At 62.8% G+C, this 12,575-nt stretch carries 12 protein-coding genes; 3 read left to right on the top strand and 9 right to left on the bottom strand.

Annotated features, from left to right (window positions below; all coding sequences use genetic code 11):
• Positions 1 to 42: 42 nt before the first annotated feature.
• On the bottom strand, positions 43 to 1,515 hold the full coding sequence (locus tag AZF01_RS08665; RefSeq protein WP_024707094.1) for an MFS transporter: 1,473 nt from the start codon (positions 1,513 to 1,515) through the stop codon (positions 43 to 45).
• Positions 1,516 to 1,735: 220 nt separating this feature from the next.
• Between AZF01_RS08665 and AZF01_RS08660 the strand changes: the two genes are divergently transcribed.
• Positions 1,736 to 2,221, top strand: coding sequence for a hemerythrin domain-containing protein (locus AZF01_RS08660; RefSeq protein ID WP_244435522.1), 486 nt, complete (start codon positions 1,736 to 1,738; stop codon positions 2,219 to 2,221).
• A 19-nt stretch (positions 2,222 to 2,240) separates the two neighbouring features.
• Here AZF01_RS08660 and AZF01_RS08655 read toward each other — a convergent pair whose 3' ends face one another.
• The 7 genes from AZF01_RS08655 to hemN all read right to left on the bottom strand — a co-directional run bounded on the left by AZF01_RS08655 (position 2,241) and on the right by hemN (position 9,239).
• Positions 2,241 to 3,167 carry a lipid A biosynthesis lauroyl acyltransferase gene (locus AZF01_RS08655; protein WP_024707092.1) on the bottom strand — a complete coding sequence of 309 codons (927 nt, stop codon included), beginning with the start codon at positions 3,165 to 3,167 and terminating at the stop codon, positions 2,241 to 2,243.
• 150 nt (positions 3,168 to 3,317) lie between these two features.
• Positions 3,318 to 4,349, bottom strand: coding sequence for a zinc-binding dehydrogenase (locus AZF01_RS08650; RefSeq protein WP_024707091.1), 1,032 nt, complete (start codon positions 4,347 to 4,349; stop codon positions 3,318 to 3,320).
• A 66-nt stretch (positions 4,350 to 4,415) separates the two neighbouring features.
• Positions 4,416 to 5,696: a beta-ketoacyl-ACP synthase gene (locus AZF01_RS08645; protein ID WP_024707090.1), complete on the bottom strand. Its 1,281-nt coding sequence runs from the start codon at positions 5,694 to 5,696 to the stop codon at positions 4,416 to 4,418.
• Between the two features lie 14 nt (positions 5,697 to 5,710).
• Positions 5,711 to 6,913 (bottom strand): beta-ketoacyl-ACP synthase, encoded by a 1,203-nt coding sequence (locus AZF01_RS08640; protein WP_024707089.1) that lies wholly within the window; start codon positions 6,911 to 6,913, stop codon positions 5,711 to 5,713.
• A 1-nt stretch (position 6,914) separates the two neighbouring features.
• The gene (locus AZF01_RS08635; RefSeq protein ID WP_024707088.1) at positions 6,915 to 7,403 is read right to left on the bottom strand and encodes a 3-hydroxyacyl-ACP dehydratase FabZ family protein; all 489 of its coding nucleotides are present in this window, start codon (positions 7,401 to 7,403) and stop codon (positions 6,915 to 6,917) included.
• A 99-nt stretch (positions 7,404 to 7,502) separates the two neighbouring features.
• Entirely contained in the window at positions 7,503 to 7,784 is a 282-nt protein-coding gene (locus AZF01_RS08630; RefSeq protein WP_024707087.1) for an acyl carrier protein, read from the bottom strand.
• 102 nt (positions 7,785 to 7,886) lie between these two features.
• Positions 7,887 to 9,239: an oxygen-independent coproporphyrinogen III oxidase gene (gene hemN / locus AZF01_RS08625; RefSeq protein WP_036236302.1), complete on the bottom strand. Its 1,353-nt coding sequence runs from the start codon at positions 9,237 to 9,239 to the stop codon at positions 7,887 to 7,889.
• A 196-nt stretch (positions 9,240 to 9,435) separates the two neighbouring features.
• On the opposite strand from hemN, the gene AZF01_RS08620 reads away from it, so the two are divergent.
• On the top strand, positions 9,436 to 10,164 hold the full coding sequence (locus AZF01_RS08620) for a Crp/Fnr family transcriptional regulator (protein ID WP_024707085.1): 729 nt from the start codon (positions 9,436 to 9,438) through the stop codon (positions 10,162 to 10,164).
• 38 nt (positions 10,165 to 10,202) lie between these two features.
• Here the strand turns inward: AZF01_RS08620 and AZF01_RS08615 are convergent, their stop codons facing one another.
• Complete coding sequence (locus AZF01_RS08615) at positions 10,203 to 10,826, bottom strand: TIGR00730 family Rossman fold protein (protein ID WP_024707084.1); 624 nt, start codon at positions 10,824 to 10,826, stop codon at positions 10,203 to 10,205.
• Positions 10,827 to 11,008: 182 nt separating this feature from the next.
• Between AZF01_RS08615 and AZF01_RS08610 the strand changes: the two genes are divergently transcribed.
• Positions 11,009 to 12,490: a LysM peptidoglycan-binding domain-containing protein gene (locus tag AZF01_RS08610; protein ID WP_024707083.1), complete on the top strand. Its 1,482-nt coding sequence runs from the start codon at positions 11,009 to 11,011 to the stop codon at positions 12,488 to 12,490.
• The last annotated feature ends 85 nt before the right edge of the window (positions 12,491 to 12,575 follow it).

Below are 12,575 nucleotides of genomic sequence, written 5' to 3'. Positions count from 1 at the left end.
AGAGCCCGGTCTCGGCAACGAGGCCGGGCTTTTCTTATGGTCTCAATGGTGGCCGTCAAGACTGATGCCGCGCGTCTCTATGCGGAAGAAGAAGGTTACCACCGCGCCCAGCAGTGAGGTCACGACCAGGCCGTAGAGCAGCGCCGTCGTGCCGATGTCGGCCAGCAGGACCGGGAACAGGAAGGCGGTCATGCAGGCGCCGATCTTGGCGAAGGAGGCGGCAAATCCCGCGCCCGTGCCGCGGATATGGGTCGGGAACACCTCGCCTGCGATCAGGTATGTCTGGGCGTTCGGGCCGAGATTGGTCATGAAGTTGAACAGCATGAAGCCGGTGAAGATCAGCGCTGTCTGGGTCGGGCCCGAGTAGTTTCCGGCCTGCGCGGCGATGAACAGGCCGACGGCGCAGCCGATGAAGCCGAAGACCTGCAGGCGGATGCGGCCGAGGCGATCGGCAAGCAGAACGGCGCCGATGATGCCGACGAGAAGCAGAACATCGAGCAAGGCGGTTCCCTTGGCTGCGATCAGGTCATTATTGACCAGATCGGCGACATTGCGGACATGCTCCGTCTTGTGACCGACGGTCGCGGCCAGGATGGTGGGCGTGAAGATGCCGATGCCATAGGTACCGAGATCCTGGAGGAACCACGGCACGGAGGACAGGATCAACGGCCGCAGATTATGCCTCTGGAACAGCGCGCGATAGCCGGTCCTCTTCTTGTGCGCGAGTTGCGGCGGCTCGGAGACGCTGACCTTGGTCGGATAGGCCGGCACCCGTTTCAGAAGCTTCTGCAGCTCCGACTCGGCCTCCTTGCCGCGGCCGTGGACGGCAAGCCAATGCGGGCTTTCGGGGATGAAGAACCGGCCGATGAACACTGCGAGCGCCGGAATGATCGCCACGCCGTACATCCAGCGCCATGCCCCGATCGAGGGGTCGAGGGTCAGGATGACATAGCCGAGCAGCGTGCCGAAGATCGCGCCGACGGCCTGAAAACCGAAGGCCGACAGCACCAGTCCGCCCCGCGTCTTCGACGGCGTGCTTTCGGAAATCACCAGATGCGCGGTCGGATAGTCGCATCCGAGCGCCAGCCCCATGCCGAACAGGCAGACGATCAGCCAGGCGAAGCTCTGGGTGAAGATGATCGCCGTAAGGAAGGCGATGAAGAGGCCAAGCTCCATGATGAAGACGCGCTTGCGGCCGAACCGGTCCGCAAGCCCGCCAAGCGCGCTTGCGCCGATGAGAATGCCGAACAGCGAAGCCGAACCGACCATGCCGTGCTGCGTCGCGTTCAGGCCGAATTCCGATGCGATCAGCGGCATGGCGACGCCCGTCATGAACACCACCAGACCTTCGAAAAACTTGCCGGCGACCGAGAGCCACCAGATGCGCCACTGGGTTCCCGTCATTTTCGGCGGCGGCGCCTCCGTGCCGTCAACCCAGTACGGACGTTCGTCGATATAGAACTGAACGCTTCTGGCCCGGTCCAGGCGACCCTGGTCAGTCGACATCTCATTCATGGCATTTCCTCTCGGTCTGCTCATATACCTTTTACGGGAATGTCTTATCCGTCGCACTTGTGAGTTTCATGACATTTGCACGGCTTCCCGGCGTCAGCAACGCACAGCGTTCACACGCGGGGAAGCGGTAACAGGGCCCATTCTTGACCTAAGTCAATGAAGGCGGAGCGCATTTGCCCGCAAATGGCGCATGAACGGTCGAGTCAGCAGGGAGGAACGCATGACGGCCGAAACTCTCGCGACTGATTGCCTGGACACGCAATTGACCCAGCAGATACCCGAAACGAACAACCCGGCAAGCGTGGCGATGGGCGAGGCCCACGCCGCGATCCAGCGTCTGTGCGAAGCACTGGAAGACGTTGCCGATTCGCTTCCCGCCAATGTCAATCGCGGCGACTGTCGGCGACTGGCCGAAGAACTGGTGCCGGCGCTGCGCACGGCCCAGGAAACGGAAGAAATGCAGGTCTTTCCGGCGATCCGCCGCGCGGCCGGCGCACGCGCCGTCGCCGAGGCCCTCGACCGCCTGACCTATGAACACTTCGAAGACCTTTGCTTTGCCGAGGAGGTCACCGACGTCCTGCGACGGCTTGCCAACGGCAGCACGGTCAATACCGAAGCGGTCGGTTACATGCTGCGCGGCCTTTTCGGCGCGTTGAGGCGCCACCTGTCTTTCGAACAGGAGCTCGTTGCCGGACGCCTGAGATAATCGGGCGTCCTCCGCTTCGCTATCGTTTGCGGCGCGCCCAGCGGTCGTGGTACCAGAGCCATTGCTCCGGGTATTCGCGCACCCAGCTTTCCACCTTGTCGTTCAGCGCCTGGGCCGTGGCGGCAACGTCCACCGCGCCCTTTTCCGTCCGGGGAAGCGGCATTTCCTCTTCGAGTTCGAGGCGGAAGCGGTTGTCCGGCAGCCTGATGCAGCGCGCGGGAAATATCTTGCAGTCGAACTGGCGCGCAAGCTTGGCGAGAAGCGGATTGGTGCGCACCTCCTGGCCGAAATAGGACGACGGCGAACCGCGCTTGAACTTCTGGTCGACAAGGACGCCAACCCCCCTGCCCGCGTCGAGCGCGCTTGCCAGCGCAAAGGCGGAGCCCGCATGGGAGGGCACGAGTTCGCCCATGCGCTTGCGGCGAAAGCGGAAGACCTTTTCGGCGATATAGGGATTGTTCGGAGGGCGGAAGAGAACCGAGACGTCGAGTCCGAAGGACGCGGCGGCGACCGGAAGCAGCTCGAAATTCGCCGTATGGGCGGTAAACACGATAAAGGGCCTGTCGAGCGCCAGAAGGGCCATGAAGCGCTCCACGCCCGCCACCTCGATGCGTCCGGCGTCCGGCTTTTGCGGGTCGAAGTCGAAAAGCTCGTCAAGGAACACATATTCCGCCGCAAGCCGGCCGATATGGCCCCAGCTGGCTAGCGCAATACGCCGGATTTCCGCCTCGTCCTTCTCGGGAAAGGCGCAGTGCAGGTTCTCCAGCACCAGGCTGTGCCGGCCGGTGAAAGGGCCGATCCTGCGCATCGCCCAGTCGGCAAAACGGATCGACCCATCCGCCGGAAACAGCTTCATCACGGAGAGAAGCCCGAATACCAGATAGGCTATCAGCCATTGCTGGAACTGTCGGGCCTTGAGCACGATGCGGGTGATGGAGGATTTCACGAATCAGGATCCCAGAATTGACTGCGGGCAGCGCGAGTAAACCGCGCTGCCCGCCTTTTAACGACGATTCTTGTTTACGCCAAGCTTAACAACACCGGACGCCTGAAGCGTCCCTTGTGCGTCCATTGGGATGCACAAAGCACGATGCGCTCAGTCACCGATCCGGAGCACGATCTTGCCGAAGACCTGGCGGCTTTCCATCCGCTCCAGCGCCTTGTCGATGCCGTCGAAATCGACAAGCGTATCGATGACCGGGTGAACGACGCCCTGCGCCATCTTCTGCATGGCGTCCGCCATGTTCTCCATCCGGCAGCCGAATGAGCCGAAGAATTTCAGCTGCTGCTGGAACAGCATCATCAGATTGACGTTGGTGGAAACGCCCGAGGTCGAACCGCAGGTCACCAACCGGCCGCCGCGTTTCATCGACAGCATGGAACCGGCCCAGGTATCCGCGCCGACATGTTCGAAGACGACGTCGACGCCCTTCTTCTTCGTCAGCTTGCGCACGACGCCCTCGAAACGGTCCTCGCGATAGTTGATCACATGATCGGCGCCAAGCGCGCGCGCCTTTTCCATCTTGTCTTCTGATCCGACCGTGGTGATCACCGTGCAGCCCGTTTTCTTTGCAAGCTGGATCGCGGCGGATCCGATACCTGAACCGCCGGCATGCACCAGAATGGTCTCGCCCGGCTGCAGCTTCGCATTGTCGAACAGCATGTGCTCCACCGTGCCGAAGGTGACCGGCGCCAGCGCCGCGGCAATCGCGTCGACGCCGGGCGGCGCGACAACGAGCTGGCGGGCGGGAATGTTGATCCTGTCCTGGGCGAAGCCATCCAGGTGGAAACCATGGACGCCGCCCACATGTTCGCACAGATTGTCCCGGCCCTCGCGGCAGGCCTTGCAACGGCCACAGACCCGCGCGCCATAGATCGAGACGAGATCGCCCGGCAGAACATTGGAAACGCCCGGGCCGATTGCCTCGACAATGCCGGAGGCTTCCGCACCGATGGTGAGCGGCAGCTTGCGCTTGGCAAAGGCCATGCCGCGCCAGCCCCAGACGTCGATATGGTTGAGCGCAACCGCCTTCGGCCGCAGCGTCACCTCGCCCGGGCCGGGCGCTTCCGGCTCCGCGACATCCATAAGCTCGATCTTGCGGTCATCTGTCAGCTGCAATGCGCGCATGGGTCATTCCTTCGCAGTCTCTAGAAAGGCGGCTCGAAGCCGCCAAAATACGTCGGCGACCGCTCGTCAGGAGGGGTCGCGCGTCATCACCAGGCAGGCATTCTGCCCGCCGAAACCGAACGAATTGGAAAGCACCGAAGATACCTTCGCCTCCCGCTTCACATTCGGCACGACATCGAGCTCGATTGTCGGATCCGGGGTATGATAGTTGATCGTCGGCGGCAGCACGCCCGTGAGCATGGTCTGCAGCGAGAAAACAGCCTCGACCGCGCCGGCCGCCGTCAGCGTGTGGCCGATCATCGACTTGTTTGACGACAGCGGGATGGAGGGCATCATCTCATCGCCGAAAACGGCCTTGAGCGATGAATATTCCATCTTGTCGTTTTCCGGCGTCGACGTGCCGTGGGCGTTGATATAGTCGAGCCTGTCAATGCCGAGGCCGGCATCCTCAAGCGCCGCGCGGATGGTCGCGATCGCCGGTCCGCCGTCGGGCGATGACCGCGTGCGGTGGAAATGGTCCGCCTTCTCGCCACAGCCGCGCATGATGCCGTAAACGGTCGCGCCGCGGGCATGGGCGGCTTCAAGCGATTCGAGAATGAGCGTTGCCGCCCCTTCCGCGATGACGAAGCCGTCGCGATCCTTGCTGAAGGGCTTGGAGGCCTTTTCCGGCGGATCGTTCTGGGTGGAAAGCGCGGACAGCAGCGAAAAGCGCACCAGCGCCTCGGCCGTCACCGAACCATCGGTAGCAACGGTCATCGCCCTGTCGGTGCGGCCCTGGCGGATCGCCTCGACGCCGAGCTGGATCGCGGTGGCGCCGGAAGCACAGGCTGTCGACAGCGTCACCGGCAGGCCTCGCGTGCCGAATCGGTCGGCGATCCGCTCCGAGATCGAACCGAACATCACGGCCTCGTGGAAGGCGGGATCTGCCTTTTCGCGCATGGCGGCGAGAAAACGGATGTAAGCGTCGTTCTCTTCGCTTGGCGGCGGCGCGCGGTCGGCAAGGTCGAAGCGCATCGACCATTCCGGCTCGACCGGCGGGGCGGCGAGAAACAGCGGCGCGTCGAAGTCACCGGAAAGCCCGGCCATCTCCAGCGCTTCCTCGATCGTCGCCTCGGCAAAGGCGTAGGAACGGGCGACAGGGTTTGCCTCCGACGGGATGAAGTCCACCGTGCCGGCAATGCGCGTGGACAGGTGGTCGGTCGGAAAGCGCGAAATCGCGTGGATCCCGGAAACGCCGCCGGTCAGCTTCTCCCAGTTGTCCGCAAGACCGCGCCCGAGCGAGGTGACGACGCCCATGCCGGTGACGGCAACCAGCGGACGGCCAAGGTGATCGGTAAATTTGCTCATCTGCCCATCCTCTCTCACTTCTCGCCGACAAGCACGGCAACGCCTTCGCCGCGCTGCAGGCCGACGGTGGTCACGGCGATCTTCTCGGCCGGCGCCGACATCGATGCCTCGCCGTCATTGAAGATGGGCACCGGCGCCTTGGCATCGAGCGAAAGCGCGGCCAGCGCGATGCCGAGGGGGAAGTTGGCTTCCATGGCGTGGCCGGTCATGCCCGTATAGCCGCGCAGCGGCGTATCCGGGAAACCGGACTTCAGAACATCGGCTTCCTGCTTCGTCAGTGCGCTGAGGCCGGTGGCGCCGGAGAAGACGGCTTCGTTCGTTCCGCCCTCAAAACCGGCATCGGCAAGAAGTCGGGCAAAGCGTTCTTCGAACTTTCCATCTTCGCGCTTGCCGCGATCGCCTTCAACGCCGGAGAGCGTGGCATAGATATGCGCGCCGCGCGCTTCGGCATAGGCGCGGGATTCGAGCACGAGGAATGCGCCTGCCGAACCCATGACCATGCCGCCGTCGTCTTCGGCCGCCCTGTCCCAGAGCGGCGCCCATTTGCCGCGCGACAGCGCGTGAACGGCCTCGAACATCAACAGGATGTCGCGCCGCTCAGCCACGAAGGACGCGCCGACCAGCGTATGCGTCGACTGGCCCGCGAGAATGCGGGCATAGGCGGTTGCGACAGCCGAAATGCCGGCGGCTTCCTCGCCCATGAAGGTGCGCGACGAACCGGTGACCTTGTGGACGATCGAAATGTTGCCGGCAACCAGATTGGCAAGCTGCGCGAGAAAAAGCGTCGGACGCAGTTCGGTCGTCAGCTTTTCATTCAGCAGGATTTCACGGTCGGAGCGTTCGCGCGCCTCGTTGACGATCATCGTGTCGACGGCGATGTCGCGCTCGCCGCCGCCGGCAGCCACGATCATGTCCATGGTCGAGCAGATGTCTTCATTGCCCTTCACGCCGGCGTCATCGAGCGCCAGACCGGCGGCATAGACGCCGAGGCGCTGCCAGTTCTCCATCTGGCGCTGGTCGCCGCGCTTCGGGATCTGGTCTTTCCAGTCGATCTCGGGCAGCGGATGCACCGGATAGGGCGCGCAGATTTCGTCATCGACGCGCATATCGGGCGCCGCGCCGCCGGTCAGCATCGCGACATGCGGCGCCTGGCCGACGCCGAAACTGGTCACAAGCCCGATACCGGTGACAACGACATCATTGTCCGATTTCGTCATTTCAGGACCTTTCCACGGTCTGGCCGTTCTCGATCGCGGCGAACAGGCCGACTTCCTCGGCTCGCCGCCGGACGATCGGCGCCAGATCATTGTCTTCAAAAGAAAGCGTGCGGAATTTCAGCTGCGCGCTGGCGATCGGCTTGCCGGCAGACGCGATCTTCGCCTTGGTCACGGCAAAGCCCGAGCCTTCGTGCTCCAGCGCCGCCTCGATATCGAGCACGGCATGCGGCTCGACGAAGCTGCGCAGCTTGGCGCTGTCGACCATCATCAGAAAGGGCATGGCCGAACAATTGTTGACGCCCAGCAGCAGCATGCCGGAGGCCTGCGCCATGGTCTCGATCAAGAGCACGCCCGGCACAAGCGGCATGCCGGGAAAATGCCCCTCGAACACCGGGCTCTCTTCCGGCACCGTCGAACGCGCGACGATCCTGCCCGCGGCTATATCCACGGACACGACCTCATCGATCATCTGGAAATATTCGAGCAGCATGAATGCCTTCAGCCTCTCCCGCCTGCAAGTTCACGGTCAGGAAACGGAAGCCACGGCAGGCCCCGAAGCTTGTCCGCCGAAGAGCGCTGCCTGGCGAAATCAGGCCTGTTTGGCCGCCCTCAGCTCGTCGATCTTGGCACAGAGATTCTTCAGGATGAAATACTCATCCGCGTCGACCTTGCCCTCATTGACTTCCTGAGTCCATTTTTCGAGCGGAATCTTGATACCGAATTCCTTGTCGATGGCAAAGACGATATCCAGGAAATCAAGACTGTCGATGCCCAGATCGTCAATCGTGTTGCTTTCCGGCGTAATCTTGTCGCGGTCGATTTCGCTCGTTTCAGCGATGATATCGGCAACCTTATCGAATGTAGCGCTCACGCCTGTACCTCTTCAAACTATCAATTCAGCCCTTCTCATAGGCAAAGATTGGCGAAAAGCCAATGGCCACGGGGCACCGGATGCTCATTTTTCGACATTTGGTCAGACCGCCGAGGAGTGACGCCCCCGGCCGCCCTCCAGATAGGTATCGAAAGTCGCGGCAACAGAGCGGGCGAAGGGAAATGCCGCATTTTCCAGACGAAAACCGAAGGCGTCGAAGCGACAGATCTCGGGATTGTGACGCGCATAGGCCCTCGCCTCGGCCATCACATGCTCGGCCGCCTCGCCGAAACGGGCACGCAGCTCGCAGGCGGAAAACCCATAGGCGCACATGACCCTCTCGATGACGAAGCGGCGCAGGCGATCCTCGTCATCAATCGCGATCCCGCGCACGACCGGCAGTTCGCCGGCCTCCGCCAGACGGCGATATTCGCCGATCGCCGGAATATTCTGCCAGTAGCCTTCCTTCACCTCGCTGATCGAAGAGGCTCCGAGCCCGATCAACGCATCCGCGCCGTCATCTGTATAACCCTGGAAATTGCGATGCAGCCTTCCTGTTCTCGCCGCAGCCGCCAGGCTGTCGTCGGGAAGCGCGAAATGGTCGATGCCGATCGGCTGATAGCCGGCCGCCGCCAGCATATCGCCGGCAAGGGTCATCTGCTCGAACCGGGCCTCGGCATCCGGCAACGCGTCCTCGGGAATCAGCGTCTGGTGCTTCTTCATCCACGGTACATGCGCATAACCGAAAAGCGCGATCCGGTCCGGGCGAAGCGAAGTGATCTGCTTGACGGTGCGCGACAGCGTCTCAAGGCTCTGGTACGGCAGGCCATAGAGCAGGTCGCAATTGACCGAGCGCACGCCGCGGGCGCGCATGGCTGCAATCACCGCAGCGGTCTGCTCGAAGCTCTGCAGGCGGTTGATCGTCTTCTGCACGGTCTCGTCGAAATCCTGAACGCCGAGGCTGGCGCGGGTCACGCCGATCCCGGCAAGCGCATCGTAGCGCGCCTCGTCAAGGTCGTTCGGATCCATCTCGACGCTGATCTCCGCGTCCTGGGCAAAGTCGAAGGACTCCCGCAACCATCCCATCAGCCGGCGCATGTCGTCCGGCGTCAGCATCGTCGGCGATCCGCCGCCCCAATGCAGGGCGGTAACCCTGACGCCGGACGGGACCATTGCGCCGACGCTCTTGATTTCGTGGCGGAGACTTTCCAGATAGGCAGTGATCGGCTCGTAGCGCAGCGTATGCTTTGTGTGACAGGCGCAGAACCAACAGAGCCGGTCGCAATAGGGAATATGGACGTAGAGCGACAGCTTGTCTTCCCGGGAAAGCGCCCTCACCCAGGAACTGACGTCCGCTCCCGAAATTCCGCCGTGAAAATGCGGCGCCGTCGGATAGCTCGTATAGCGCGGAACGGGGCGCGAGAACGTCTTCAGCAACTGCCGGCTGGATGTCATGGCGAAAAACCCTTGCTCATGCGGGACCAGATTGTCGTTATCGCCTTGCGCTCACCCCGGCTTTGACTTTAATCAAGGAATGAAGATGTCATCCGTCCGCGCCGGCCGCTAAACTGTTGCGCGCCGGGCAAAGGGCGTCTAGACGGGTCAGGATTTAACGGCAGCCCTTGTGAGAAGGCTGCAATTTGGTGAAACCATGGATGAAAAGCCGCATTTCGCAACCGACGATGACGTCATACCGCAGGTCTGCCGGGCCTGCGAGGCGCGCCACGGCGGCATTTGCTCGGTCCTCAACGGTTCACAGCTGGCTGCACTCAACAAGCAGTCCTCGAAGCGGACGATCGATCCCGGCACTGAGGTCGTCGGCCAGGGCGAGAACGTCAACAGCTACTCCAATATCCTGCGCGGCGTGGTCAAGCTCTCCAAGATGATGGCGGACGGTCGCCAGCAGATCGTCGGCCTGCAGTTCGCCCCCGATTTTCTCGGCCGGCCGTTTTCCCGCGAAAGCTCGCTGACGGCGGAAGCGGCGACGGCGACGGAAATCTGCGCCTTTCCCCGCGCCGCGATCGAGCGGATGATCGCCGACACGCCCGGCCTGGAGCACAAGCTCTACGACCAGTCGCTGAAGGAGCTCGACGAGGCGCGCGACTGGATGCTGACGCTCGGCCGCAAGACCGCGCGCGAGAAGGTCGCCTCGTTCCTGCATCTGATCGCCACCCATATCGACCCGGAAGCCGACGACGGCTGCACCTTTGACCTGCCGCTTTCGCGGGCGGATATCGCAGACTTTCTCGGCCTGACCATCGAGACGGTCAGCCGCCAGATGACCAAGCTGCGCAAGGAGAAGGTGATTCTCGTGGAAAACAACCGGCATGTCACCGTGCCGGATATCGACCGGCTGAACGCGGCCGCCGGCAACGACTGAGCGCCAAGCCGCACGCAAGACCGCGAAGACTGACCGAATCAGAGACGGCTGATGATATGGCTCTCGCCCTCGTCATCGGCATCCTGTTCGGCCCACAGCGCCTCGATCGTCGGCAGGATGTCGCCGACGTCGTCGATCATGCGCGGCCGAACCTGATGGCTGGTATGGAGGAATCCCTCGCCGCTCATATGTTCGAGCAGCTGGATCATCGGGTTCCAGAAACCGTCGACATTGCCGAAGATCATAGGCTTGGAATGCCGACCGAGCTGCGCCCAGGTCATGATCTCGACAATTTCCTCCAGCGTGCCGATACCGCCCGGCAGCGCGACGAAGGCATCGGCGCGTTCGAACATGGTGTGCTTGCGCACATGCATGTCCGGCGTGATCAGCAATTCGTCAAGCGCTTCAAGCTGATGACGGGTCGCCTCCATGTCCACAAGGAATTCGGGAATGATGCCGACCACATGGCCGCCGTTCTCAAGCATACCCTCGGCGACTGCACCCATGATTCCCTTCGTGCCGCCGCCATAGACGAGGCGGTAGCCGGCCTTGGCAATCGCCGCGCCGAGCGCCTTGCCGGCGGCCATATAGGTCGCGGATGTTCCGGGCCTCGAGCCGCAATATACGCAGACGGATCGAATCGTGTCGTGTTCGCTTGTCATGGTTTTACTGAACCCCATTTGGCTATTCCCGGTCAAGCGCATTGCAAATCGACCACAATCAGGCGTTTACCTTGTTCACGCTTTCCCGCAGGCGCGAATGAACACTTGTGTATAAACCGCACTATCGCTAGCGTTTTCAGCGAATTGACGTCGTCTGCGTGACGCCGTGTCTGGAGTGACGAATGAAGAACAACAACACACGTGTCATCATTGCCGTGCTTGTCCTGCTGCTGGTTGCGGCGGGCGCCTATTTTGCGCTGCGCGACCGGGGCGCTGAGCTTTCCGGCGGGCAGTCGATCACCCCGGCCCCGCAGACCACCGCACCGCAAAACGAGCCCTCCGGCCCGGACATGGAGGAAGAGGGCTCCGCTTCGCAAGACGAAACGCGGAACGGGACGGCAACCGCCGAATCTGAATCGGAAGTCACCGAAGACGCGGACGGCGGTTCGGTTGAACAGCAGCAGGCAATGCTGCGGATTCCCACATTTGATCTCCTGCGCGTGGAACCCGACGGCACGGCGGTGATCGCCGGCGGCGCTGAACCGCTCGGCCTTCTCGACGTGAAGGAGGAGGAAAGCGTCCTCGCCTCTTCGGACGTCACCGAATCCGGCGATTTCGTCGCCATCGTCGAGACCCCGCTTTCACCCGGCGATCATCTGATCTATCTGAGCGTCACCATGCCGGACGGACGGACGGTGCGCTCCGAGCAAACGGCCACGGTTTCCATACCCGACGGCAATAATGGCGAGCTTCTTGCGCTGATCACCGAGCCCGGCAAGGCCTCGGAAATCGTCTCCGCGCCGGAACTGCAGACGACGACGGCGCCCGGCAACACCGTCGTGGCAACGCGGCAGAGCGGCGGAAAAGAGCAAACGGCCAGCGCGCCGGACAGTGGTCAGGATCGGGACGTGCTCTCCGGCGAGACATCCGGCGACAGCGACAGGGAAACCAACCTTCCGGCCGTCAACGTCGAAACGCGCGGCGGCGACAGCGAGACGGCCGAAGCGGTCACGGCGGAGCAGAAGCCCGTCTCCGACCGGAAGCCGGTCGCCGTCACCGTTTCGATCAAGGCGGTTGAGATCGAGGGCGACACGCTCTTCGTCGCCGGCGAAGGCGAGATCGGCGCGACCATTCGCGGCTATATCGATGATGCGCTCGTTGCCGAAGGCTCGGTCAATGTCGAGGGCAATTACGTTCTCGAGGCGAAAACCGATGTCTCCGTCGGGCTCCACACCATCCGCGTCGACATGCTGGACGCCGACAGCCGGGTCGTCGCCCGCGCCGTGGTGCCCTTCGACCGCCCGCCCGGCAACCAGATCGCCGCGATTTCGACCGATGCCGACGGCACCAGCGCCGAGCAGACGGACGGCACCCGGACCTTTGTCCAGCCGCAGCTTCAGGGCAGCGATAACGCCGTGATCATCCGCCGCGGCGACAATTTGTGGCGGATCTCGCGCCGGGTCTACGGCCGCGGCGTGCGCTACACCACGATCTATCTTGCCAACGAAACCCAGATCGTCAATCCGGACCTCATTCTTCCCGGACAGGTCTTTTCCGTACCCGTCGAACCACTGCCGGACGGCGAGGCCGAAACCATCCACCGCCGCCTGCTGGAAGGCATGCCGGTTGGCCCGGAATACCAGCTTCCGCCGGCCGACCAATAAGGCGCAATTGCGGCAAACACGCCCTGCCGGCATTGCAATCGGTCGCAGGCGACCCTATCTCGCAGGACAAAACGACGCCCCGTGC

This window comes from Martelella sp. AD-3 (assembly GCF_001578105.1).
Classification (GTDB): Bacteria; Pseudomonadota; Alphaproteobacteria; order Rhizobiales; family Rhizobiaceae; genus Martelella.
This window is presented reverse-complemented; position numbering and strand designations above follow the sequence as displayed.